Origin of the sequence: Rhizobium sp. 268, from assembly GCF_036571585.1 — a bacterium.
GTDB lineage: Bacteria > Pseudomonadota > Alphaproteobacteria > Rhizobiales > Rhizobiaceae > Rhizobium > Rhizobium redzepovicii.
Genome location: NZ_JAPPSO010000006.1, coordinates 59393 through 83634, shown reverse-complemented (window position 1 = coordinate 83634; position 24242 = coordinate 59393). Strand labels below are relative to the sequence as shown.

The following is a 24242-nucleotide window of genomic DNA, read 5'->3' as shown; positions in this document are numbered from 1 at the left end:
GCAATGAATTAATTCGTAACAATGTTCGAATATACGCAAATTAACGTGTTTCGCCCGCGGTCAGGCGCGATGTAAAGCGTCTTGCGTGGGCAGACGTGGCACGACGCGCGTGAGCCCGCAATCAGGCCACGCGCCGCAGCATGGCGGCATAAAAGCCGTCGAGACCGGAGGCGATGCCATCGGGCATTTTTAGCATGGTCGGAAGCGTGCGGAATTCGCCGAGCGGCGTGATCGCCGCTTCAAGGCCGGGCCAGTCGCCGGCATCGATGCGAGCGCGCTCGATCTCATCCGTGTCGGCAAGAACGCGGGCAACGACCTCCTCGCCTTCGGCGGGATCCAGCGAACAATTCGAAAAAACCAGAGTGCCACCCGGCTTCAGCAATGTCAGCGCATGACGCAGCAGCCGCTCCTGCAGCGCCGCCAGCCTGCCGATATCCTCGGGTCCCTTTGTCCACAACACATCGGGGTGCCGGCGTGTTGTGCCAGTGGAAGAGCAGGGCGCATCGAGCAGGATTGCATCGAAACGCTCGGCCGGTTCGAATGTCGTCAGGTCCGCCGCGATCGTCTCTGCTTTAAGGCTGAGCCGGTCGAGATTCGACCGCAGCCGTCTCAGCCGGCTTTCCGACTGGTCAAGCGCAGTGACCGCACCGCCGGCAAGAATGAGCTGCGCCGTCTTGCCGCCGGGCGCGGCGCAGAGATCGGCGGCGCGCTTGCCCGAGAGATCGCCGAACAGTCTGGCCGGAATGCTTGCGGCCGCATCCTGCACCCACCACGCGCCCTCATCGAAGCCTTCAAGCGACGGGATGCCGCCATCGAAAGCCGCGAGCCGCACACCGCCGGTCGGCAGTGCAACGCCGTTCAGCCGCTTTGCCCAGCCTTCGGCATCCGACTTGACGGTCAGGTCGATTGCGGCCGGTTGGAGCTGGGATTCCGAAATCGCCAGCGCCGCGTCCCGGCCATAGGCTTTTTCCAGCCTGGCGATGAACCAGGCCGGCATCGGCGCGACCTTGCCGATTTCGGCGAGCACCTCATCTTTCTCGCGGCCGAGCCGGCGAAGAACGGCATTGACCAGCTTGGCAAAACGCCGGTTGCGCGGATCCTGATTGGCCTGCTCGACGGCAAGATCGACGGCCGAATGGTCGGGCACATCGAGATAGAGGATCTGTGCGGCGCCGATCGAAAGCACATGCTGCAGCGCCCGTGCCCCCTCCGGCAGCGGCGATTCCAGCAGCGAACCTATGGCGGCATCGATACGCGGCAGATGGCGCAGCGTCGTGTTCAGGATGGCGCGGACAAGCGCCCGGTCGCTTTCGCCAAGCGCCCGATAGGCCGGATTGCCGTGTTCATGATCGAGGGCACCGTCGAGCGGCAGTTTGCGATCGATGACGGCGCCGAGAATTTTTGCCGCCGCGGCCCGTGCCTGCAGGCCAGGTTTTACAGGCGCGGATCGCTCGGCGGAGGGCCTATGCTTGCGGAATGGTTTCTTCGTGCCGTCTGAATTCAAGACCATGGACCTTTTGGCGGTTGCGAACCACCGCGACCAAGACCCGTATCCGGAACAGAGCGCGATTTGCGCGACGGAGTAGCAGCCCGAACCGGCGGCGTCGAGACGTTCATGCCGCCCTGCGCCATGTCCTGCAGCGCAGCGATGCGGTTTTCCGTGTTCGGATGCGTGGAAAACAGATTGTCCATGCGCTCGCCGGAGAGCGGATTGATGATGAACATATGCGCGGTCGCCGGGTTGCGCTCGGCATCCTCATTCGGCACGTGAGCGGCGCCGCGCGCGATCTTGCCGAGGGCGGAAGCAAGCCAGAGCGGATTGCCGCAGATCTCGGCGCCGCGGCGGTCGGCCGAATATTCGCGCGTCCGGCTGATTGCCATCTGCACCAGCATGGCCGCAAGCGGCGCCACGATCATCGCGACGAGGACGCCGACGAATCCGAGGGGATTGTTGTTGTTTTCCCGGTTGCCGCCAAAGAAGAAGGCGAAGTTGCCGAGCATCGAGATCGCCCCGGCAAGCGTTGCCGTGATCGTCATCGTCAGCGTGTCGCGGTTCTGAATATGGGCGAGCTCATGCGCCATCACACCGGCGACCTCCTCTGGAGACAATGCTTGGAGCAGGCCGGTCGAGGCGGCGACGGCGGCGTTCTCGGGATTGCGGCCGGTGGCAAAGGCATTCGGCTGCGGGCTGTCATAGAGATAGACCTTCGGCATCGGCAGGCCGGCATTGCGGGCGAGATTGCGCACGATCGCAAAGAACTCCGGTGCGTTGCGCTCATCGACTTGCTGAGCGCGATAGGCCGAAAGCACCATGCGGTCGGAATTCCAATAGGAGAAGAAATTCATGCCGGCGGCAATGACGAAAGCAATCATCATGCCGGCGCGACCGCCGATCAGAAAGCCGACAAACATGAAAAGCGCCGTCATGAAGGCAAGCAACATGGCAGTGCGGACGAGGTTCATTGCGGATCTCCATCTCCGATTTCGCCGGCGCAAGCTTTCAATCGCGGCACCGGCACATTATGATTTGGTTATTAACCAGCCATTTTCAATATTTTCGGGCAGGAGATGCCATGCAGGACGCCGATAACGACAATAGCCAAACGCCGACTGCCGAGGCATCGCAGCCGCGCAAGATGCTGTCCCCGGCTGCCAAACGTGCGCTTGCCGAAGCCGAGGAGCGGCGAAAGAACCAGAAGCCGCTGGAGCTGCCACCGGAAACCGGCGGCCGCGGCGGCGCCGAGCCGGCCCGCTTCGGCGATTACGAGATCAATGGCCGGGCGATCGATTTTTAGGTTTTCTCGTCTCGGTCGGGAACTGACACGCGAGGTGCTGGACGGAATGGTCGATCGTTGCCAAAGAATCCGGCTAACGTCACCTCGCGGGCAATCTTCTCTTACAGCAATATGAGGAGCCGCCGGCCACGCCTCCAAATGTAGGAAGTGAGCCGCCCCAGAACCCGATAGGCTGGAGCGGCTCGCTATATCAGGCCGTCGCCTTGTTTTGCCGGTTGGCGATCAGATCGTCGACGACGGCCGGATCGGCGAGCGTCGAGGTATCGCCAAGCGCGCCGAAATCGTCTTCGGCGATCTTGCGCAGGATCCGGCGCATGATCTTGCCGGAACGGGTCTTCGGCAGGCCGGGCGCAAACTGGATCTTGTCGGGTGCGGCGATCGGGCCGATTTCGGCACGCACATGTTTCACCAGTTCCTGGCGGAGCGTGTCCGTTCCTTCGTGACCGGCCATCAGCGTCACATAGCAATAGATGCCCTGGCCCTTGATCGGGTGGGGGTAACCGACGACCGCGGCTTCCGAAACCAGATTGTGCGAGACGAGTGCGGATTCCACCTCCGCGGTGCCGAGCCGGTGGCCGGAGACGTTGAGCACGTCGTCGACACGGCCAGTGATCCAGTAATAGTCGTCCGCATCGCGCCGGCAGCCGTCGCCGGTGAAATACTTCCCCTTGTAGGTGGAGAAATACGTCTGGATGAAACGGTCGTGATCGCCATAGACCGTGCGCATCTGGCCCGGCCAGCTGTCGGTGATGCAGAGATTGCCGTCGGCGGCCCCTTCCAGCACCTTGCCTTCATTGTCGACCAGCTGCGGCTTGATGCCAAAGAACGGCACTGTCGCAGAACCGGGTTTCAGATCGATGGCGCCGGGCAGCGGCGTGATCATATGGCCGCCGGTTTCGGTCTGCCACCAGGTATCGATCACCGGGCAGCGCTTGTCGCCAACGACATTGTAATACCACTCCCAGGCTTCCGGATTGATCGGTTCACCCACAGTGCCGAGCAGGCGCAGCGATGAGCGCGAGGAGCGCGTGACGAAATCGTCGCCGGCCCCCATCAGCGAGCGGATCGCTGTCGGCGCGGTGTAGAAGATGTTGACCTTGTGTTTGTCGATGACTTCCCAGAAGCGGCCCTGATCGGGGAAATTCGGAACACCCTCGAACATCAGCGTCGTTGCGCAGTTGGCGAGCGGCCCGTAGACGATATAGGAGTGGCCGGTGACCCAGCCGACATCGGCGGTGCACCAATAGACGTCGCCGTCATGATAGTCGAAGACATATTCATGCGTCATCGCCGCATACACGAGATAACCGCCGGTCGTGTGCAGCACGCCCTTCGGTTTGCCGGTCGAGCCTGACGTATAAAGAATGAAGAGCGGGTCTTCCGCCTTCATCTTCACCGGCGGGCATTCCGGCTTCACCGTGGCGATTTCCTGGTGATGCCAGAGATCGCGGCCCGGCGCCCAGCCGGTCTTGCCGCCGGTGCGGCGCACCACCAGCACCTTGCTGACATGCACATGTTGGCGGGCGGCGATATGGATCGCCGTATCGGTATTGTCCTTCAGCGGCACCGGCTTGCCGCCGCGCAGACCTTCGTCGCAGGTGATGACGAAGGTGGATTCACAATCGACGATACGCCCGGCGAGCGCCTCGGGCGAAAAGCCGCCGAAGACCACCGAATGCACCGCGCCGATGCGGGCGCAGGCGAGCATCGCGTAAGCCGCTTCCGGGATCATCGGCATATAGATGGTAACGCGATCGCCCTTCTTGACGCCATGCTTCTTCAACACGTTCGCCATCCGGCAGACATGTTCGTAGAGCTCGTTATAGGTGACCTTCTTGTCGATATAGGGATTGTCGCCCTCCCAGATGATCGCTACCTGGTCGCCGTTGGTCTTGAGATGCCGGTCGATGCAATTATAGGAGACGTTGGTCTGCCCGTCTTCGAACCACTTGATCGAAACCTTGCCGGTAAAGGACGTGTTCTTGACCTTGGTATAGGGCTTGAACCAGTCGATCCGTTTGCCGTGTTTGCCCCAGAACTTGTCCGGGTTCTCGACGCTTTCCTCGTACCATTTCAGGTACTTTTCCTTATCGATCAGGGCGCGCGCCTTCACCGGCTTCGTGACCGGATAGATCTTCTCCGACATGCAACTCCTCCTCATGGGACATGCGACGGGCTGCCTGAGTTTAGGGCCCGGATTTCAAAACACGGCAATTCATAGCAGCTCGCATCGTGGCGGCAATTAGACAAAGGTCATTTCATTCCGGAAGAATTGCAATTCTGCGACAGTGCGGTTATATAGCGCCATATTTCCCGGACATTGTGGTGACAATCCACGGACCGCGACCGGCGCGGACGATAGAAGGACTATATCCATGGCTCAAACACTGCTCATGCCGAAGGCGACCGCCATCTGGCTTGTCGACAACACGGCACTGTCTTTCGATCAGATCGCGCAGTTCTGCAAACTGCATCCGCTCGAAGTCAAGGCGATCGCCGATGGCGAAGCCGCGCAGGGCATCAAGGGCCTCGACCCGATCTCGACCGGACAGCTCTCCCGCGACGAGATCGCCCGCGCCGAAGCCAATCCGAACCACAAGCTGAAGCTTTCCGAACCGAAGGTGCGGGTGCCGGAATCCAAGCGCCGCGGCCCGCGTTATACGCCGGTTTCCAAGCGTCAGGACCGTCCGAACGCCATTCTCTGGCTCGTTCGCAACCATCCGGAGCTGAAGGACGCGCAGATTTCCCGCCTCGTCGGCACGACGAAATCCACCATCGAGCAGATCCGCGAGCGCACCCACTGGAACTCCGCCAACCTGGCGCCGATGGATCCGGTAACGCTCGGCCTTTGCAGCCAGATCGATCTCGACATGGAAGTGGAAAAGGCTTCCAAGGGCCGTCCGTTGCCGACCGCCGCCGAGCTTGGCGCGACGCTCCAATCGGCCCAGGAAACCGAGCGCCTGACCCCGAGCTACGAGCGCGAGGAGGAAAAGGAAAAGGAAATCGATGCCGACGCCGTCTTCCGCAAGCTGAGTTCGTTGCGCTCGGCGCCGAAGGACGAGGACGACGACGATCAGTACTGAGAGATCGACGATCTGATAAAAAACCCCGCCGGTATGAGCTGACCGGCGGGGTTTTTTGTTGCGGATTAGCTGCGGAACAGGGTGAGGATGTTCTGCGCCGAGCTGTTGGCGATCGACAGCGACTGGACGGCGAGCTGCTGCTGCGTCTGCAACGCCGACAGCTTGCTCGATTCCTCTTCCATATCGGCATCGACCAGGCGGCCAATGCCGGAGTCGATCGAATCATGAAGACCGCTGACGAAATTTTCCTGCAGCTGGATACGGGTCGAGATTGAGCCGAGAGCCGAGCCGGCGGCCGTCATGGCACCCAAAACCAGTTCGACGCCGGTCAGGGCTGAATCGAGCTGGCCCTGGGTGAAACCGGTAATATCGAGATCATAGATCGACGCCATGACGATGAAGGTGCCGCCATAGGTTCCGTTGAAGGCCGTGCCGATGATCCCGCTTGATGTCTCGATCGCACCGGTGCTCGTCATGCCGAAGAGCACATTTCCAAGCGATCCCGAATCGAGCACATAGTCCGTCGTCTTGACCGAGACGGCATTGCTGCCATCACGCACGAAGGAGGAAACCACGCTCTTCGTGCCGTCGGCGCCGGCGACCCAGTTTTCACCGGAGAAAGACGCCGATTGGGCGATGCTGAGCAGCTGTTCCTGCAACTGATCGAGCTCCTGCTGGATCTTCGTCTTGTCGACGCCCTTTTCCGTGGCGGCAACGATCTTCGCCTTGATTTCACTGACGATGTCGAGCGCGCTGTCCATGGCCGAATAGGCGGTGTCGACCTTGGCCGCGCCAAGTCCGAGCGCGTCGGAGACGGCCGAAAGCGCCTTGTTGTCAGAACGCATGGTCGTAGCAATCGACCAGTAGGCAGCATTGTCGGCTGCCTTCTCGACACGATAACCCGAGGAAACGCGACCCTGGGTGTCCTTGAGGCTGTCGTTTACGCCGCGCAAAGTCTGCAGCGCTGCCATGGCAGCGTTGTTGGTAAGGATGCTTGTCATGATCCGTTCCACAATCTTTGGAGAAAGGGCATTCCGGACTACAGCGCCGCGCGTCTTTCAGACGCGCAAAGGACGCTGTAGCACTTCAACTGCTGCATAATTTTGCCCTTAGATCGATTCCGATTTAAGGAATTATGCAGTAGGCCGGTAACGGCGACCGCGTCATGCAAAGCCTGCTATACAAGCCATTGCCGTTAACAAACCCTTGCATCACATGGTTAACAATTCCTCAATTGGGCTTAAGGAATGTGTAATTTCACATCGGCAGAGAGCCCAAACCACGCCGGCGCAGCGCCTCGGCAATTTCCTCCAAAATCGTTGGATCATCAATAGTTGCGGGCATTTTCCAAGGTATGCCGTCGGCGATTTTCTGCATCGTGCCGCGAAGGATCTTGCCGGAGCGCGTCTTCGGCAATCGGTTAACGGTGATGGCCATCTTGAAGGCGGCGACAGGCCCGATCTGATCGCGAATCATCGCCACCACCTCTGATTCGATCGCCGTCACCTCGCGCAAAACATTCCGTTTCAGCACCAGGAATCCACATGGCACCTGACCCTTCAACCTGTCGATCACGCCGATGACCGCGCATTCGGCGACATCGGGATGACGCGCGCAGACTTCCTCCATCGCTCCGGTGGAAAGCCGATGACCGGCGCAATTGATGATGTCGTCGGTGCGCGACATGATGAAGAGATAACCGTCCTCGTCGATATAGCCGGCATCGGCCGTCTTGTAGGTGCCGGGAAACTCGTCGAGATAAGCCGACCGGAAACGGTCGTCCGCATTCCAGAGGGTCGGCAGGCAGCCCGGCGGCAAGGGAAGCCGTATGACGATATTGCCGAGCGTTCCCGCCTCGATCGGATGGCCGGCATCGTCGAGCACGGCGATATCATAGCCGGGCATTGGCAGCGCCGGCGAACCGTGCTTGACGGGAAGGGCGCCGAGGCCGAGCGGATTGGCGGCAATCGGCCAGCCGGTCTCCGTCTGCCACCAGTGATCGATGACCGGGATGGCGAGCATGCGCTCCGCCCATTTCAGCGTCTCCGGGTCCGCCCTCTCACCGGCGAGAAACAGCGCCCGCAGATCCGGCATGGGATACCGCCGCATCAGTTCCCCGTCGCCATCCTCCCGGCGGATCGCGCGGAACGCCGTCGGCGCGGTGAAGAGCACCCGCACGTTATATTCCGATACAACGCGCCAGAACGCGCCGGCATCCGGGGTGCCGACCGGTTTTCCCTCGAAGATCAGGGTGGTGACGCCCGAGATCAGTGGGGCATAGACGATGTAGGAGTGCCCGACGACCCAGCCGATATCCGAAGCCGTCCAGAAGACCTCACCCGGCTTCAAGCCGTAGATATTCCGCATCGACCAGTTGAGCGCGACCAAATGACCGCCATTGTCGCGCACGACGCCCTTCGGCTGGCCGGTGGTGCCGGAGGTGTAGAGGATATAGAGCGGGTCGGTTGCCTTGACTGGAACACAGGCGATCTCGGCTCCGCGATGCTGCGCCACCGCCGCCTCGAAATCCTGATCGCGGCCGCTGACGAGATCCGCCCGGAGTTCCGGCCGCTGCAGCACCAGACAGCGCTCCGGCTTCGAGCGCGCCAGCATGAGCGCCTGGTCGACAAGGGGCTTATAGGCGACGATGCGGCCGGGCTCGAGCCCGCAGCTCGCGGTGATCACCAGCTTCGCGCCGCAATCATCGATGCGGGCAGCGAGCTCGCTGGCGGCAAAACCACCGAAGACGACGGAGTGAACCGCACCGATGCGGGCGCAGGCGAGCATCGAAAACACCGCCTGCGGGACCATCGGCATATAGAGGATGACGCGATCGCCTCCGGCGATCCCGAGGTCAAGCAGCGTCGCGGCGATGGCCTTCACTTCGTCAAGGACTTCGTCGTAAGTGAAACGGCGCTTCTCGCCGGTCATCGCACTGTCGAAGATAACCGCCGTCTCGCCACCGCGCCCGGCAGTCACATGACGGTCGAGGCAATTGTGGCAGGTATTGGTTTCAGCTCCTGAGAACCAGCGGCCATAGACGCCTTCATCGGGCGAAAATACCCGCGCCGGCGGTTTGAACCAGTCGATATCGGCGGCGGCTTCGCGCCAGAAGGCTTCGGGATCCCGTTTCCAGGCAGTATAAGCCTGATGATAGCCGTTCTGCATCTGCTCCTCCCCAGGATATGCAAGCCTCGATCTCAATCTAGGCGGCAGTGGGGGGAACGGGAAGCCCGACCAAAGCAGAGTATCAGCGGGCGCCGAAAATTGCCGATCCCACGCGCACGCTGGTGGCGCCGAAGGCAATCGCTGTCTCGTAATCGCCCGACATGCCCATCGACAGTTTTTCGACGCCGCATTTGAATGCGAGTTTTGCCAGCAGGGCGAAGTGCGGTCCGGGATTTTCCTCCGCCGGCGGAATACACATCAGACCCTCGATGGAAAGGCCGAGTTCTTCGCGGCAAAGGGCGACGAAGGACGCGACCTCTTCGGGAGCAATGCCGGCCTTCTGCGGCTCGAGCCCGGTATTGACCTGGACATAGAGCCGCGGCCTCTTGTCTTGCCGCTTCATCTCCTCGGCAAGCGCGCGGGCGATCTTTTCCCGGTCCACCGTCTCGATGACATCGAAAAGCGCCACCGCATCCGCCGCCTTGTTCGACTGCAGCGGTCCGATCAGGTGCAGCACGATATCCGGCCGCTCGGCCTTCAGCGCCGGCCACTTGCCCTGGCTCTCCTGCACCCGGTTCTCCCCGAAGACGCGCTGCCCGGCGTCGATAGCCGGGCGGATCGCCTCCGCCTCGAAGGTCTTCGACACCGCGACGAGCTGAACGGAACCCGCAGGGCGGGCTGCCTGGCGTTCACCAGCCGCAATCCGCGACCGCACGTCGTTCAAGCGCTCTTGAAGTTCCATCGTTCTGCCTCGACATACCAGCATGAAAGGATCGGCAATGAACTAACCAGCCATTCTGTGCTTGCCAAGACCCGCTCTCGCGAAATCGCCCGGCCAGGACGAAGATCGGCCGCTTGTACCGCCTGCAAAACTTGACGCTACCGTGGTTTCATGGTGAAGGTCTCGACCAACCTCCCCTGATTTTCCGGAATTCGAATACCATGGCCACCGAACGTTATAATCCGCGCGATGCCGAGCCCCGCTGGCAGCAGAAATGGAACGAAGACAAGGTCTTCGAGACCGACAATTCAGATCCGCGCGAAAAATATTACGTCCTCGAAATGTTCCCCTATCCGTCGGGGCGCATCCATATGGGCCATGTCCGCAATTACGCCATGGGCGATGTCGTCGCCCGCTACAAGCGCGCCCGCGGTTACAACGTGCTGCATCCGATGGGCTGGGACGCTTTTGGCATGCCGGCGGAGAACGCCGCCATGGAGCGCGGCGTGCACCCGGCGTCCTGGACCTACCAGAATATCGGCTCGATGAAGGCGCAGTTGAAGGCCATGGGGCTTTCGCTGGACTGGAGCCGCGAATTCGCCACCTGCGACGTCGAGTATTACCAGCACCAGCAGCATCTCTTCCTGGATTTCCTGGAGAAGGGCCTGGTCTACCGCAAGCAGTCGAAGGTCAACTGGGATCCGGTCGACAATACCGTGCTCGCCAACGAGCAGGTGATCGACGGCCGCGGCTGGCGGTCCGGCGCGCTGGTCGAACAGCGCGAACTCACGCAATGGTTCTTCAAAATCACCGATTTCAGCCAGGATCTGCTCGACGCGCTGGATACGCTCGACCAGTGGCCGGAAAAAGTGCGCCTGATGCAGAAGAACTGGATCGGCCGCTCGGAAGGCCTGACGATCCGCTGGGAGATCGTGGCGGAAACGGCACCCGCCGGGGAGACCGAGATCACCGTCTATACGACCCGGCCGGACACGCTGTTCGGCGCCTCCTTCCTGGCGATTGCCGCCGATCATCCACTGGCAAAGGATGCCGCCGCAAGGAATGCCGATATCGAGGCCTTCTGCGAGGAGTGCCGCCGCGCCGGCACCTCGCTCGCCGCCCTCGAGACCGCCGAGAAGAAGGGCATGGATACCGGCATCCGCGTCCGCCATCCGCTCGATCCATCCTGGGAGCTGCCCGTCTACGTCGCCAATTTCGTGCTGATGGATTACGGCACCGGCGCGATCTTCGGCTGCCCCTCGGGCGACCAGCGCGACCTTGATTTTGCCAGGAAATATGGCCTTTCGGTTGTGGCCGTCGTCATGCCGAGGGATGGCGATGCGGCGAGCTTTTCCGTCGGCGACACGGCCTACGACGGCGATGGCGTGATGATCAATTCGCGCTTCCTTGATGGCAAGACGACGGAAGAAGCCTTCAATATCGTGGCCGACCGGCTGTCGGCCGCTTCGCTCGGCAATGCGCCGCAGGGTGAGCGCAAGGTCAATTTCCGTCTGCGCGACTGGGGCATTTCCCGGCAGCGTTATTGGGGCTGCCCGATCCCTGTCATCCATTGCGATGATTGCGGCGTCGTGCCGGTGCCGAAGAAGGACCTGCCGGTCAAGCTGCCCGACGACGTCACCTTCGACCAGCCGGGCAATCCGCTCGACCGTCATCCGAACTGGCGGCACGTCTCCTGCCCAACCTGCGGCAAGGATGCCCGCCGCGAGACGGATACGATGGATACGTTCGTCGATTCGAGCTGGTACTTCACCCGCTTCACCGCCCCATGGGAGGGAAAGCCAACCGATCCTGAGGCGGCTAACCGTTGGCTGCCGGTCGACCAATATATCGGCGGCATCGAGCATGCGATCCTGCACTTGCTCTATTCCCGCTTCTTCACCCGCGCCATGCGCGAAACCGGCCATGTCGGCGTCACGGAGCCCTTCAAGGGCCTGTTCACGCAAGGCATGGTGGTGCATGAAACCTATAGCCGCGGTGCCGGCGGCAGCCGCGAGTGGGTAGCGCCGGCCGACATCCGCATTGAGGAGATCGACGGCAAACGCCGCGCCCTTCTGCTGACGACCGGTGAGGAAATTGCCATCGGCTCGATCGAGAAGATGTCGAAATCGAAGAAGAACGTTGTCGATCCCGACGATATCATCGCCTCCTATGGCGCTGATACCGCCCGTTTCTTCGTTCTGTCCGACTCTCCGCCGGAGCGCGATGTCATCTGGTCCGAAGCCGGCGTCGAAGGCGCCCATCGTTTCACCCAGCGCCTGTGGCGGCTGATTTCCGAAGCCGCGGCTGCGCTTTCCGCCGTCGCGCCTGCGCCGGCAACCGAGGGGGAAGCACTGTCGATCTCGCAGGCCGCCCACAGGACCCTGAAGGCTGTCGAGAACGATTATGACAAGCTCTGGTTCAACAAGGCCGTTGCCCGTATCTATGAACTGGTGAACGCGCTGGCGGCGCCGATGACGAGGGTTGCGGCGGGCGAGGGCGATACCACCTATCGGGCGGCAGTGCGAAATGCCGCAGAGATCCTGATCCAACTCGTCGCCCCGATGACGCCGCATCTGGCTGAGGAATGCTGGATGGCACTCGGCAATGAAGGGCTGCTTGCCCGGACCGGCTGGCCGCAATACGACGAAACGCTCGTCATCGAAAATGATGTCGTCCTGCCGGTCCAGATCAACGGCAAGAAACGCGCTGAATTGACAATTTCTCGCGACGCAGATCAGAATGCCGTCACCAACGCCGTGCTGGATCTGGATGCGGTGAAGAACGCGTTGAACGGACAGGCACCGAAGAAGATCATCGTGGTTCCCCAAAGGATTGTGAACATTGTCGTCTGATATCGCTTGCAAGCTGGCTCGCAACGCCGGCATCGCCATGATCCTTGCCTCCGCGGCTTTTCTCTCTGCCTGCCAGGTCCGGCCGCTTTATTCGGAAAATTCCGGTCTCATCGAAAAGCTTGCCGCGGTCGGCTTTTCCCCGGCAGGCAGCCGGATCGAGCAGCAGGTCCGCAATCATCTGATCTTCATGGCGTCGCGTGGTGCCGGCGAACCTGAAAAACCGGATTATCAGGTCGACTTGCACGTCACTTCATCCGTGGCCGATACGCTGCTTACAGATTCAGCCGATACGTCGCGTGCCGGTCGCGTCACCGTCAGCGTTACCTACACGCTGCGCGCGGCAACCGACAACCATGTCATCAAGGCCGGCAGCCGCTCGACCACGGCACTGGTGGATTTCCCTGACCAGGAGTTCGCCAAGCAGCGGGCAATCCGCGATGCCCAGAACCGCGCGGCGGACCAGGTGGCGGAATTCGTCGGGGCCGATATCGCCGCTGCGCTCAGCCGCTGAGGGCGGGGATGTGGCGGAGATCAAATCCCACGAATTCGAAACCTTCCTGCAGAAATCGGCGCGGAACTATCGGATCTTCGTCATTTATGGGCCCGACCGCGGTCTGGTGTCCGAACGGGCCGCTCAGCTGGCCGGTAAGACCGGTGTGGCCCTTGATGATCCCTTCTCGCTGACCAAACTCGATATCGGCGACCTGCAGAAGGATCCCGGACGGTTGGTCGACGAGGCCCAATCTATCGGATTGTTCGGTGGTGAGAAGTTGATCTGGATCCGCGGCGCCGCCAATGAGAAATATCTTGTCGACCCCTTGGCGCTGCTGGCCGAAAAGCCACTCGAAGCCACCCGTCTGATCGTCGAAGCCGGCGATTTGAAGAAGGGTTCGCTGCTGCGCAAGACGGCTGAGAGCGCGCGATCGATCATGACGATCCCGTCTTATGCCGATGACAGTCGCGCCCTGAACACTCTGATCGATGCCGAATTGAATGCGGAAAAGCTCGGCATCACGCCGGCCGCCCGCCAGGCGCTGATTGCCTTGATCGGCGGCGACCGCATCGCTTCACGCAACGAGGTGCGCAAGCTCGCGCTCTATTGCCGTGGTTTCCCGACGGTCGAAGAACATCACGTTACCGAAATAATCGGCGACGCCAGTGCGATCTCCGTTGACGATGCCGTCGACGCCATTTTAAGTGGCGATCTCAACGGTTTTCTGCACGCAATGCAGAAGATCAGCAGCTCTAAAACCGCGATCTTTCTTGTGTTGCAAGCATGCCTCAAGCAGTTTCAGCTTCTCGATACAATGCGGGCCGAAATGGAAGAAAAACGCCTGCAGGCGCCTCAGATCATGCAGACGATGGGCCGCCATTTGCATTTCCGCCGCAAGCCGATTATCGAACAGGCGCTGCGCCAGTGGACCGCGGAAGCCATCGCGCGTGAATCCAATCGTCTGCAGGCCGCCATTCTGCAAAGCCGCCGGCGACAGGTGCTGGAAGATAGCGTTGCGATGCAGACGCTTTTGTCCACGACCCTTCAATCCGGCCGCAAATCCGCCTGACCAAACCTCGTCAATACATGTCGTTATCCCGGAACTGGTGCGCAGTTCCGGCAACTTGCATCAACGCCTTTCGAGCAAACGGCAGATTTCTTCGAGCTGCTCCAGTGACTTGTACGAAATTTTGATCTGGCCACCGCTCGTCTTGTGATTGATCGCAACATCGAGACCGAGTGCATCGGACAGCGTCCGCTCCAAGGCCAGCGTGTCTGAATCCTTCTGATCTCGCCGCGAGGCGGCCAGCTGCGGCTCGGATTGAGCTTTGATATTGTTTTGCGCCAGCTTTTCTGCATCGCGCACCGACATGCCTTTGGCAACGATGGTGCGAGCAAGACCCGCTGGATCCGGCGTCGAAACCAGTGCGCGCGCATGCCCGGCCGACAAGCTGCCAGCGGCCAACAGATCACGAACCGGATCGGGCAGTTTCAGCAGCCGCAGCGAGTTTGCAACATGGCTGCGGCTCTTGCCGATGATTTCGCCGAGGTCGTTTTGCGTATAACCATATTCCGCGATCAGCTGCTCGTAACCCAGGGCCTCTTCGAGTGGATTGAGATCGGCGCGCTGTACGTTCTCGACAATGGCGATCTCCAGCGCCGTCTTGTCATCCACGTCCCGGACAATAACAGGGATCTCGATCAGCCCAGCCAGTTGGGCGGCGCGCCAGCGTCGCTCGCCGGCGATGATCTCGTATCGGTCGCGGTCCATCGTCCGCACGACGATCGGCTGCACGATACCGTGCTGTCGAATGGAGCTGGCGAGATCGTGCAGTTCGGTATCATCGAAGAAACGACGGGGATTGCGCGGATTGCGGCTGACGAACTCGATCGGGATCATTCTATCAGCACTGATCGTCCGCTCGGCTTCCACCGGAACAGGCTGATCCATTTCACCAATCAGCGCCGCAAGGCCGCGGCCCAATCGCCTTTTCGATACATCGTCATTCATGATCCAAACTCACCCCTGCAATAATAACTATGCTGCCAGCCTCTGGCGCTCGCGTTGAATGACCTCCGACGCAAGCTGCAGATAGGCCTGGCTGCCGGCGCATTTCAAATCATAGAGAATGGCCGGTTTGCCGTAGGAGGGCGCCTCGGAGACCCGAACGTTGCGCGGAATTAACGTGTGGTAAACCTTTTCGCCAAGATGTGTGCGCACATCGTTGACCACTTGCTGGGCAAGATTGTTGCGCGCATCGAACATCGTCAAGACGATTCCCTGAATATCCAGGCGCGGGTTAACCGTCCGGCGAACTTGGCTGACGGTCTCGAGCAATTGGCTCAACCCCTCCAGGGCGAAGAATTCACACTGCAGCGGTACCAGCACCGAATGGGCCGCCGCCATCGCATTCATTGTCAGCAAGTTGAAGGAGGGTGGGCAGTCCAGGAGAATATACGAAAATGCCATGGCTTCGGGCGACGACAGCGCCTTGCGCAATTTGAACACCCGATCGCTCTGCTGCGAAATCTCCATCTCGACACCGAGCAGATCCATCGTCGAAGGAACGATGAAGAGATTGGGCACGGCGGTCTCGAGTGTCACTTCGGTGATTCCGTGCTCGCCGATCATCAGGTCGTAGGAGGATAGCTTGCGATCTCGACGGTCGATGCCGAGGCCAGTGCTGGCATTTCCCTGCGGATCGAGATCGACGATCAGGACACGCTCGCCAATAGCAGCGAGCGCCGTTGCCAGATTGATAGCGGTAGTCGTTTTGCCAACGCCACCCTTTTGATTTGCGATGGTGATAATCCGATGTCGTTCGCCAGCCATTGCCGCAATATCCGATCTGTTAAACCAAGCGCCGGAGATTCGATATTTCCAGAATGACAGATTCCTGCTCGACGGCGCTACTATGTTCTAACAGATCGAATTCCCACCGACCACGTGCTTTGTCGATTTCCCTCAGGTAATCCCGGCCTTTATGAAAAAAGCCGCGGCAATCTTTTTGGCCCAGCATCCAGTGAGCGGAATATCCGAGCAGTCCGTCAAGGTCGGCGAGCGCCCGGGCCGAAATCGCCCCGCATCTACCGATCTCTGCATGGGCATCTTCGATCCGGGTGCTGTGCACGCTCCCGCGAGCATTTGTTTCCCGCAACGCCGTCCGGAGAAAGGCGGCCTTCTTATGATTGCTCTCGACCAGATGTACCCATCCGTCCTGCAGCTCGGCCAGAAAGATCGCCGTAATGACACCGGGAAAACCGCCGCCGCTTCCGAGGTCGGCCCAGATAACCGGCTTGGGATGGATTTGAAACACTTGGCTGCTGTCGGCGATGTGCCGGTTCCAGAGATCGTCGAGTGTCGACGGCGCCACCAGGTTGATGGTTTTTGCCCACTTCTGAAAGAGCGCCGCGAAGTGTTGAAGCCGTTCCTGTGTTTCACGTGAAACACGTAAGCCGTTTAATTCCATTCTCACTCTCAATATATTGTATCTAGGCGCTATATCGCTCGGAAGTGTTGCGTCGACGCAGGTGCACGAGCAATAGTGCGATGGCCGCAGGCGTCATTCCTTCCACGACTGCGGCCTGGGCAATATTGAAAGGCCGCGCAGCGCCGAGCTTTGCCTTAAGCTCGTTCGAAAGCCCGGAAAGCGCCGCATAGTCGAAATCAGCCGGGATATACCGTTCCTCGTCGCGCTGCTGATCGGCAATCGCCGCGGCCTGCCGATCGAGATAAACTGAATAGCCCGCTTCGATTTCCAATGCCTCCGTGACTTTCTCGGAAATCGTTCCAAGCTCATCAGGCCACACTTTTCGCAGGACATCGAAATCATAGTTCGGATAGGAGAGCAAGTCATAGGCCGTTCGGCGCTGGCCGTCGAGATTGATGTTCAAACCGACGCGGCGCGCCTCGTTCGGCGTCACGGTCAATGACTGCAGCAGCACCCGTCCCGCTTCGATCTCTGTCTGATATCGTGTGAATCGCCGTTTTCGTTCACCGCTCACACATCCAAGCTGTATCGCCAACGGCGTCAGGCGCATATCGGCATTGTCAGCCCTGAGCGTCAGCCGATATTCCGCACGCGACGTAAACATTCGATACGGTTCCGTAACGCCGCGGGACGTCAAGTCATCAATCATCACCCCAATATAGGAATTCGTGCGGCTGAAATGAAACGGATCCGAATCGCTGCTTCGCAACGCAGCATTCAGCCCCGCGGCCAAACCCTGGGCGGCCGCCTCCTCGTAACCCGTGGTGCCATTGATTTGACCCGCGAGAAACAGACCTCTCAGCCGTTTGACCTCAAGCGAGCGCGTCAGCTCCCTCGGATCGACATGATCATATTCGATCGCGTAACCTGGCTGAATAATTCTCGCCCTCTCGAGACCGGGAATCGTCTTGATGAATTCAGCTTGGACCTCTGCTGGCAGAGATGTTGAGATCCCATTCGGATAGACAGTATCATCGTCCAAACCTTCAGGCTCAAGAAAGACCTGATGTCCGTCCCGCTCTCCGAACTTGACCAGCTTGTCTTCGATCGACGGACAATAGCGCGGACCCACGCCTTCGATCTGGCCGGAATACATGGCCGACCGCATGATGTTGTCAACGATGATGCGATGTGTCGCCTCGGTCGTCCGGGTGACCCCACATTTGATCTGCGGAGTGGTAATCGCATCGGTCATCAGCGAGAAGGGGGTAAGCTCCTCGTCGGCCCCCTGGCGACCAACGGCCTGCCAGTCGATGGTCTTTCCATCCAGTCGCGCCGGTGTCCCGGTCTTCAGCCGTCCCAGCCGCAATCCAAGCCTGGCCAGGGTAGCCGACAGCCCGATCGACGGTGCTTCGCCCACGCGGCCAGCCGGCGTCTTTTCTGAACCGATATGAATGAGGCCGCGAAGAAAGGTCCCGGTCGTCAGAACAACGGCCGCCGCTCCAAGCATGCGACCATCCTGCATGATCACCCCGGCCACGCGGCCATCGACGACCTTCAGATCAAAGGCGTCACCTTCGACGATATCCAAACCGGCAGTGGCTTCGATCGCCGCCAACATCGCCAGACGATAAAGTTTTCGATCGGCCTGGGTCCGCGGTCCGCGTACGGCCGCGCCTTTTTTCTTGTTCAGCATCCTGAACTGGATACCGGCGACATCGGCGACGCGCCCCATGAGCCCGTCCATCGCGTCGATCTCGCGAACCAAATGGCCCTTGCCGAGCCCGCCGATTGCCGGATTGCAGGACATCACCCCGATCGTATCGCGTCTATGTGTCACCAAAGCGGTTTTGGCGCCAAGGCGCGCGGCCGCACTGGAAGCTTCCGACCCCGCATGGCCACCACCGATCACAATGACATCATAGACATTATCGGTCATACGATACTCCAAATCTACCCGTCGTTTCAGGTGAAGCCGCGGCATAAACCCCGGTGTTTCACGTGAATCACTTGCCGATACAAAACTCTGAGAAGATCACGCCGAGCAGCTGCTCGACATCCACTCTCCCGGTGATTCTGCCCAAATAGTCCGCAGCAATGCGAAGCTGCTCGGTCCGCAGCTCCAGATTGACATCTGTCGCCGAAATGGCGTTCTCAAGTGCCGCCAAACATTTCGCTAGCGAATCCTTATGCCGCTGGCGGCTTGGGATTGCCATGGACAGGCCGGTAAACCGCGTGCCGACGCTGTTGCCGATCACCTGCCGCAATTCCGACAAGCCGTCACCTGTTGTCGTCGATATCTGCAGGTCGTAATGACCCGAGATCACATCCACAAGATCCTTCTTCGTGCCGACAGTAACATGTGGCGCAGCCTGGTCCAAGTCGTCAGGGAGCAGGGGGTTCGTCATGTCGACCAGCAGCAAGACGAGATCGGCATCTCGCAGCGCGACACGGGCGCGCCGCACGCCCTCCTTCTCGACCCGGTCATCCGCCTCGCGAAGACCCGCCGTGTCATAGAGCTTGATCAGGTAACCATCAATATCCAGATCGACCTGAAGGACATCGCGGGTGGTTCCGGCGATGTCCGTGACAATCGCCACCTCGCGTCGCGCGAGAGCGTTCAGCAGGCTGGATTTCCCCGCATTCGGTGCCCCGGCGATGACCACCTTGAAGCCGTCCCGGATAATCTCTCCCGCCGACGCTACCGACAGGTGCTGCCCGATATCATCGCGCAGCCGTTCCATGTCAGCCCAGACCATGTCGGATACCGAGCCTGGAACATCATCCTCATCGGGAAAATCAAGTTCCGCCTCGATCAGCGCGCGTGCACGCGTTAATCGTTCCGCCCACGAATCGTAAATCAAGGAAAGACCGCCAGCACTCTGTTCGACCGCAAGGCGCCGCTGCATCTCGGTTTCTGCGCCGATAAGATCGGCCAGGCCCTCAACCTCGACGAGATCAAGCTTGCCGTTTTCAAAAGCGCGGCGGGAGAACTCGCCCTCAACCGCCATTCGAACGCCCGGGATTTCATTAAGGGTCTCAAACAATGCCGCCAGCACAGCTTTGCTGCCGTGCAGCTGCAGTTCGGCGACATCTTCGCCGGTAAACGAGCGTGGCCCAGGGAAAAACAGTACGAGGCCGCTGTCGATCTGGCGGTTGTTACGAGTCCGAATCGTTCGACGCGCTGCATATCGGGCTGCCGGAACCGATCCGACGAGCGTAGCCAATATGTCCTTGGTCAACGGGCCGCTGATTCGAACGACCGACACACCTGAGGGTGTGGCACCGCTCGATAGCGCATAGATCGTGTCATACAGCATGGCCATATCGCCTGTTTCGGTTCGACCCCGAATCGATCCTGCCAAACAGAAAAGCTGGCGACATCGTCGGATGCCTCCAGCTTCTATAGGATGAATCCGGCTAAGGATTATGTATTCATCGAATCGAAGAAGTCGGAATTGTTCTTCGTCTGCTTCAGTTTGTCGATCAGGAATTCGATCGCATCGGTCGTGCCCATCGGCGCCAGAATGCGACGGAGGACAAAGATCTTCTGCAGATCCTGCCGCGGAACAAGCAGATCTTCCTTACGCGTGCCGGACTTCAGGATATCCATCGCCGGGAAGATACGCTTGTCGGCAACCTTGCGATCGAGGACGATTTCCGAGTTGCCGGTACCCTTGAACTCTTCGAAGATGACTTCATCCATACGGCTGCCGGTATCGATCAGCGCCGTGGCGATGATCGTCAGAGAACCGCCTTCCTCGATGTTGCGGGCCGCACCGAAGAAACGCTTCGGCCGCTGCAAGGCATTGGCATCGACACCACCGGTTAGAACCTTGCCTGAGGAGGGAACGACCGTGTTGTAGGCACGGCCGAGACGGGTGATCGAATCGAGCAGGATGACGACGTCGCGGCCGTGCTCGACAAGGCGCTTCGCCTTTTCGATGACCATCTCCGCCACCTGGACGTGACGCACCGCCGGTTCGTCGAAGGTCGAGGAGATGACCTCGCCGCGAACGGAGCGCTGCATGTCGGTCACTTCCTCGGGTCGTTCATCAATCAGAAGAACGATGAGATAGCATTCCGGATGGTTTGCCGTGATCGAATGGGCGATATTCTGCAGCAGCACGGTCTTACCGGTGCGGGGCGGCGCGACGATCAGTCCGCGCTGGCCCTTGCCGAGCGGCGCCACCAGGTCGATGACGCGCGGCGACAGATCCTTGGAAGTGGGAATCTCGAGTTCCATCTTGAAGCGCTCGTTCGGATAGAGCGGCGTCAGATTGTCGAAATGTACCTTGTGACGGATCTTTTCCGGATCGTCGAAATTGATGGTGTTGACTTTCAGCAGCGCAAAATAGCGCTCGCCTTCTTTTGGTCCGCGGATCGGTCCTTCGACCGTATCGCCTGTTTTGAGCGAGAACCGGCGAATCTGCGAGGGGGAGATATAGATGTCGTCCGGACCCGGCAGGTAGTTTGCATTGGCCGAACGCAGAAAACCGAAACCATCCTGCAGAACCTCGACGACCCCTTCGCCGATAATTTCGACATCCTGGCTGGCAAGCATTTTGAGGATCGCAAACATCAGCTCCTGCTTGCGCATCGTGCTGGCATTCTCGACCTCGAGCGATTCGGCGAAAGCCAAAAGATCCGTCGGGGATTTGCTTTTAAGTTCCTGAAGCTTCATTTCAGCCATGAAGTGACCAATACTCTTTTCAATTTTGAAGGGGAAAGGCGATGTTGGGTCGTATTCGGTACTGCGAAAGGGCTCGCAGACGACTGAACTCTACACACATGCCACGTAGATGAGTTGCGCGGAAAATAGCGACTCGCAATCGCCGCCGCAAGAGGGCTGCTTAAAATGAAGCAAATTTAACCTCAGGGCGATTTTCCCCTCAGAACGGCTTCACCACGACGAGAATCACGATCACGATCATCAGCAAGGTCGGCGCCTCGTTCATGAAGCGCCAATAGCGCGCGGAGCGGCGATTTTCATCTCGCTCGAAGGCTCGGACCGCCCGGCTGAAAAACATATGAACACCGGTCAGCAGCACGACGAGGCCGATCTTAGCATGCAGCCAGCCGCCCTGGAATCCATAGACCGACCAGGCGAGATAGAGGCCGAAAAGCCATGTCAGCATCATCGCCGGCGTCATGATGATCCGAAGCAGCCGGCGCTCCATCACCTTGAAGGTTTCCGATTGCACCGAGCCCGGTTCGGCATCGGTGTGGTAGATGAACAGCCGCGGCATATAGAACAACCCGGCCATCCAGGAAATCACCGCGATGATGTGGAGCGCCTTGATCCAGAGGTAGAGATTATCAGGGTTCCAGGCGAAAAGCCCGACCGCCATCAGCGCGAAGAAAACCAGCGCAAAATGGGCGCGCCGGCGGGCATAAGCGCCGGGTCTGCGATCGGTCTGCCTTTCCATCGTCACTTCGCACTCCGCACACGATCGACCAGCAGGCGCACATGCTCGGGGTCGGCCTGCGGCGTGATGCCGTGGCCGAGATTGAAGATCAGCGGTCCTTGGCCGAGATGCTGCAGAATATCGTCAATACCTTCTTCCAGGGCCCGGCCGCCGGCAACGACGCGCATCGGATCGAGATTGCCCTGCACCGGTCCGTCCCTCTGAAGTTCGGCGGCAAAGGCCAAAGGCACCGACCAGTCGAGGCCGATCGCATCGGCGCCCGTCTTCTGACGATAGTTCTTCAGCTGGTAACCGGCGCCCTTTGCGAAGGCGATGATGCGCGCATGCGGCCGCTGCGATTTGACCGAAGCGATCATTCGCGCAACCGGCCGGATCGCGAACGCCTCGAACTCCCTCTCGCCGAGAACCCCAGCCCAGGAATCGAAGATCTGCACGGCATCGGCACCGGCATCGATCTGAGCGACGAGATAATCAGCCGATACGTCGGCAAGCAGCATCAGCAGCTGTTCGAAGGCGCGGGGATGGTTGTAGGCGAAGAGACGGGCAGGGGCTTGATCCGGCGTGCCGTGACCGGCGATCATATAGGTCGCAACCGTCCAGGGCGCCCCGCAGAAGCCGAGCAGCGTCGTCTCATCAGGCAACTCCTGGCGCAGCCGCCGCACCGTTTCCAGAACCGGTCTGAGATAATCGACGACCTCTTCCCCGTTCAATCGCCCGATCCCGGTTTCGTCGATTGGATCCATCTCCGGGCCATGGCCCTCGGTGAACCGGACGTTCCGCTTCATTGCATCGGGAATGACCAGGATATCGGAAAACAGAATGGCGGCGTCAAAGCCATAACGCCGGATCGGCTGCAATGTCACTTCGACGGCATGATCGGGCGTATAGCAGAGATCGAGGAAGCTTCCGGCCTTTGCCCGTGTCTGCCGATATTCCGGGAGATAACGTCCCGCCTGTCTCATCAGCCAGAGAGGAGGAGGGGAGAGGCTTTCGCCATCGAGAACCCTCATGATCTTTCGGCGCGTGTCGCTCAAGCGCTTCTTCCCTATAAAAAATCAAAGATATTTTTAAAGGTTTCTATTTCTTAGAGTCGGTGTCTATCAAGGATTAATATCCATCCACTGCCGATGCCATTTGTCGCGTGCTGGCAAAAAATATCGGAAGGATTTCGCTATTTCATCGAAAGTTTGGGGAGAAACCGAATCTGAAAATGATTCCAAATCCTTCCGGAGAGACGATTTTTCTCGTCGCTGTGGATAAGCTGTGGACCCCATCTCGACAAATCAACCTCTTCCACATCGTCCACAGGGCCTGCGGAAAGCGATCCGCAAAATTCGAAATGTGGATAAGGGGGCATGTTTTCCCTTGCCGGGAGATGCCTCGCCGCCTTAGCTCTGTTTCATCCAGTCTTTTCAACAGGCAGTGGAAAATAGCGTGGAGAACAGAACGAACTTCTTTCATCTGCATCTGATTTCTGACTCAACCGGAGAGACTCTGATCTCCGCCGGCCGCGCCGCATCGGCGCAGTTCAGATCCGCGCAGCCGATCGAACATGTCTATCCGCTGATCCGCAACCGCAAACAGCTGCTGCCGGTTCTGCAGGCGATCGATGATGCCCCTGGCATCGTACTCTATACGATTGTCGACCGGGAGCTTGCGAGCCTGATCGATGAGCGCTGCGTCGAGATGGGTGTTGCCTCGGTGAATGTGCTGGAGCCGGTCATGAATGCGTTCCAGATCTATCTTGGCGCCCCATCGCGCCGTCGGGTCGGCGCTCAGCATGTGATGAATGCCGGATACTTCGCACGCATCGAAGCGTTGAATTTCACCATGGATCATGACGATGGCCAGATGCCGGATGATTATAATGACGCCGATGTCGTCATCATCGGCATCAGCCGCACGTCGAAAACGCCGACCAGCATCTATCTCGCCAACCGTGGCATCAAGACGGCGAATATTCCGATCGTTTATGGCGTGCCGCTGCCGGAGAGCCTGTTCACGACGACCAAGCCGCTGATCGTCTGCCTGATCGCCACCACCGACCGCATCTCCCAGGTGCGGGAAAATCGCATCCTCGGCGCGACGCATGGTTTCGATCGTGAACACTATACCGATCGCGCGGCAATATCCGAGGAGCTGAAATATGCCCGCTCGCTCTGCGCTCGCCATAACTGGCCGCTGATCGACGTCACTCGCCGATCCATCGAGGAAACCGCCGCGGCAATCGTTGCCCTGCGCCCAAAGCTGCGCTAAGCGCTGACCGGCAG

General features: G+C 59.7%; 20 protein-coding genes. 6 read left to right on the top strand and 14 right to left on the bottom strand.

Annotated elements, in window-relative coordinates:
* Positions 1 to 121: 121 nt before the first annotated feature.
* The gene (locus OS035_RS13410) at positions 122 to 1510 is read right to left on the bottom strand and encodes an RsmB/NOP family class I SAM-dependent RNA methyltransferase (RefSeq protein ID WP_183778513.1); all 1389 of its coding nucleotides are present in this window, start codon (positions 1508 to 1510) and stop codon (positions 122 to 124) included.
* Entirely contained in the window at positions 1501 to 2463 is a 963-nt protein-coding gene (htpX, locus tag OS035_RS13405; protein WP_097625078.1) for a zinc metalloprotease HtpX, read from the bottom strand. The genes OS035_RS13410 and htpX overlap by 10 nt, the downstream gene beginning before the upstream one ends.
* 110 nt (positions 2464 to 2573) lie before the next feature.
* On the opposite strand from htpX, the gene OS035_RS13400 reads away from it, so the two are divergent.
* Positions 2574 to 2795 (top strand): DUF1674 domain-containing protein, encoded by a 222-nt coding sequence (locus OS035_RS13400; RefSeq protein WP_097625079.1) that lies wholly within the window; start codon positions 2574 to 2576, stop codon positions 2793 to 2795.
* Positions 2796 to 2985: 190 nt separating this feature from the next.
* On the opposite strand, the gene acs is transcribed toward OS035_RS13400, so the two are convergent.
* Positions 2986 to 4941, bottom strand: a complete 1956-nt coding sequence (gene acs, locus OS035_RS13395; protein ID WP_097625080.1) for an acetate--CoA ligase — start codon at positions 4939 to 4941, stop codon at positions 2986 to 2988.
* A 229-nt stretch (positions 4942 to 5170) separates the two neighbouring features.
* Between acs and OS035_RS13390 the strand changes: the two genes are divergently transcribed.
* Positions 5171 to 5878: a DUF1013 domain-containing protein gene (locus OS035_RS13390; RefSeq protein ID WP_003589549.1), complete on the top strand. Its 708-nt coding sequence runs from the start codon at positions 5171 to 5173 to the stop codon at positions 5876 to 5878.
* A 65-nt stretch (positions 5879 to 5943) separates the two neighbouring features.
* On the opposite strand, the gene OS035_RS13385 is transcribed toward OS035_RS13390, so the two are convergent.
* The 3 genes from OS035_RS13385 to OS035_RS13375 all read right to left on the bottom strand — a co-directional run bounded on the left by OS035_RS13385 (position 5944) and on the right by OS035_RS13375 (position 9788).
* Positions 5944 to 6879: a flagellin N-terminal helical domain-containing protein gene (locus OS035_RS13385; RefSeq protein WP_097625081.1), complete on the bottom strand. Its 936-nt coding sequence runs from the start codon at positions 6877 to 6879 to the stop codon at positions 5944 to 5946.
* Between the two features lie 256 nt (positions 6880 to 7135).
* Positions 7136 to 9046 (bottom strand): propionyl-CoA synthetase, encoded by a 1911-nt coding sequence (locus OS035_RS13380; protein WP_131710934.1) that lies wholly within the window; start codon positions 9044 to 9046, stop codon positions 7136 to 7138.
* An 82-nt stretch (positions 9047 to 9128) separates the two neighbouring features.
* Complete coding sequence (locus OS035_RS13375) at positions 9129 to 9788, bottom strand: YggS family pyridoxal phosphate-dependent enzyme (RefSeq protein ID WP_097625083.1); 660 nt, start codon at positions 9786 to 9788, stop codon at positions 9129 to 9131.
* A gap of 200 nt (positions 9789 to 9988) precedes the next feature.
* Between OS035_RS13375 and leuS the strand changes: the two genes are divergently transcribed.
* The 3 genes from leuS to holA are packed head-to-tail and all read left to right on the top strand — an operon-like array spanning position 9989 to position 14181.
* Positions 9989 to 12619 (top strand): leucine--tRNA ligase, encoded by a 2631-nt coding sequence (leuS, locus tag OS035_RS13370; protein WP_097625084.1) that lies wholly within the window; start codon positions 9989 to 9991, stop codon positions 12617 to 12619.
* On the top strand, positions 12609 to 13130 hold the full coding sequence (lptE, locus tag OS035_RS13365) for an LPS assembly lipoprotein LptE (protein WP_097625085.1): 522 nt from the start codon (positions 12609 to 12611) through the stop codon (positions 13128 to 13130). The genes leuS and lptE overlap by 11 nt, the downstream gene beginning before the upstream one ends.
* A 10-nt stretch (positions 13131 to 13140) precedes the next feature.
* Positions 13141 to 14181: a DNA polymerase III subunit delta gene (gene holA, locus OS035_RS13360; protein ID WP_097625086.1), complete on the top strand. Its 1041-nt coding sequence runs from the start codon at positions 13141 to 13143 to the stop codon at positions 14179 to 14181.
* A 60-nt stretch (positions 14182 to 14241) separates the two neighbouring features.
* On the opposite strand, the gene OS035_RS13355 is transcribed toward holA, so the two are convergent.
* The 8 genes from OS035_RS13355 to hemE form a co-directional block, all read right to left on the bottom strand.
* The gene (locus tag OS035_RS13355) at positions 14242 to 15123 is read right to left on the bottom strand and encodes a ParB/RepB/Spo0J family partition protein (protein WP_003589542.1); all 882 of its coding nucleotides are present in this window, start codon (positions 15121 to 15123) and stop codon (positions 14242 to 14244) included.
* 27 nt (positions 15124 to 15150) lie between these two features.
* On the bottom strand, positions 15151 to 15945 hold the full coding sequence (locus tag OS035_RS13350; protein ID WP_097625088.1) for a ParA family protein: 795 nt from the start codon (positions 15943 to 15945) through the stop codon (positions 15151 to 15153).
* Positions 15946 to 15964: 19 nt separating this feature from the next.
* Positions 15965 to 16582 (bottom strand): 16S rRNA (guanine(527)-N(7))-methyltransferase RsmG, encoded by a 618-nt coding sequence (gene rsmG / locus OS035_RS13345; RefSeq protein ID WP_097625089.1) that lies wholly within the window; start codon positions 16580 to 16582, stop codon positions 15965 to 15967.
* A 22-nt stretch (positions 16583 to 16604) separates the two neighbouring features.
* Positions 16605 to 18482, bottom strand: a complete 1878-nt coding sequence (gene mnmG, locus OS035_RS13340; RefSeq protein ID WP_097625090.1) for a tRNA uridine-5-carboxymethylaminomethyl(34) synthesis enzyme MnmG — start codon at positions 18480 to 18482, stop codon at positions 16605 to 16607.
* A 67-nt stretch (positions 18483 to 18549) separates the two neighbouring features.
* On the bottom strand, positions 18550 to 19869 hold the full coding sequence (gene mnmE, locus OS035_RS13335; protein WP_097625091.1) for a tRNA uridine-5-carboxymethylaminomethyl(34) synthesis GTPase MnmE: 1320 nt from the start codon (positions 19867 to 19869) through the stop codon (positions 18550 to 18552).
* 101 nt (positions 19870 to 19970) lie between these two features.
* Positions 19971 to 21236 (bottom strand): transcription termination factor Rho, encoded by a 1266-nt coding sequence (rho, locus tag OS035_RS13330; protein ID WP_003589536.1) that lies wholly within the window; start codon positions 21234 to 21236, stop codon positions 19971 to 19973.
* Positions 21237 to 21435: 199 nt separating this feature from the next.
* A complete protein-coding gene (gene hemJ, locus OS035_RS13325; protein WP_097625092.1) occupies positions 21436 to 21972 on the bottom strand; it encodes a protoporphyrinogen oxidase HemJ in 537 nt (178 codons plus the stop codon).
* 2 nt (positions 21973 to 21974) lie between these two features.
* Entirely contained in the window at positions 21975 to 23006 is a 1032-nt protein-coding gene (gene hemE / locus OS035_RS13320; RefSeq protein ID WP_097625093.1) for a uroporphyrinogen decarboxylase, read from the bottom strand.
* A gap of 400 nt (positions 23007 to 23406) precedes the next feature.
* On the opposite strand from hemE, the gene OS035_RS13315 reads away from it, so the two are divergent.
* Entirely contained in the window at positions 23407 to 24228 is an 822-nt protein-coding gene (locus OS035_RS13315; RefSeq protein WP_003589532.1) for a pyruvate, water dikinase regulatory protein, read from the top strand.
* The last annotated feature ends 14 nt before the right edge of the window (positions 24229 to 24242 follow it).

What these genes read in the sequence shown, in the direction of transcription:
- OS035_RS13410 (WP_183778513.1), bottom strand. Translation starts at nt 1,510, where the DNA reads ATGGTCTTGAATTCAGACGGCACGAAGAAACCATTCCGCAAGCATAGG.
- htpX (WP_097625078.1), bottom strand. Translation starts at nt 2,463, where the DNA reads ATGAACCTCGTCCGCACTGCCATGTTGCTTGCCTTCATGACGGCGCTT.
- OS035_RS13400 (WP_097625079.1), top strand. Translation starts at nt 2,574, where the DNA reads ATGCAGGACGCCGATAACGACAATAGCCAAACGCCGACTGCCGAGGCA.
- acs (WP_097625080.1), bottom strand. Translation starts at nt 4,941, where the DNA reads ATGTCGGAGAAGATCTATCCGGTCACGAAGCCGGTGAAGGCGCGCGCC.
- OS035_RS13390 (WP_003589549.1), top strand. Translation starts at nt 5,171, where the DNA reads ATGGCTCAAACACTGCTCATGCCGAAGGCGACCGCCATCTGGCTTGTC.
- OS035_RS13385 (WP_097625081.1), bottom strand. Translation starts at nt 6,879, where the DNA reads ATGACAAGCATCCTTACCAACAACGCTGCCATGGCAGCGCTGCAGACT.
- OS035_RS13380 (WP_131710934.1), bottom strand. Translation starts at nt 9,046, where the DNA reads ATGCAGAACGGCTATCATCAGGCTTATACTGCCTGGAAACGGGATCCC.
- OS035_RS13375 (WP_097625083.1), bottom strand. Translation starts at nt 9,788, where the DNA reads ATGGAACTTCAAGAGCGCTTGAACGACGTGCGGTCGCGGATTGCGGCT.
- leuS (WP_097625084.1), top strand. Translation starts at nt 9,989, where the DNA reads ATGGCCACCGAACGTTATAATCCGCGCGATGCCGAGCCCCGCTGGCAG.
- OS035_RS13355 (WP_003589542.1), bottom strand. Translation starts at nt 15,123, where the DNA reads ATGAATGACGATGTATCGAAAAGGCGATTGGGCCGCGGCCTTGCGGCG.
- OS035_RS13350 (WP_097625088.1), bottom strand. Translation starts at nt 15,945, where the DNA reads ATGGCTGGCGAACGACATCGGATTATCACCATCGCAAATCAAAAGGGT.
- rsmG (WP_097625089.1), bottom strand. Translation starts at nt 16,582, where the DNA reads ATGGAATTAAACGGCTTACGTGTTTCACGTGAAACACAGGAACGGCTT.
- mnmG (WP_097625090.1), bottom strand. Translation starts at nt 18,482, where the DNA reads ATGACCGATAATGTCTATGATGTCATTGTGATCGGTGGTGGCCATGCG.
- mnmE (WP_097625091.1), bottom strand. Translation starts at nt 19,869, where the DNA reads ATGGCCATGCTGTATGACACGATCTATGCGCTATCGAGCGGTGCCACA.
- rho (WP_003589536.1), bottom strand. Translation starts at nt 21,236, where the DNA reads ATGGCTGAAATGAAGCTTCAGGAACTTAAAAGCAAATCCCCGACGGAT.
- hemJ (WP_097625092.1), bottom strand. Translation starts at nt 21,972, where the DNA reads ATGGAAAGGCAGACCGATCGCAGACCCGGCGCTTATGCCCGCCGGCGC.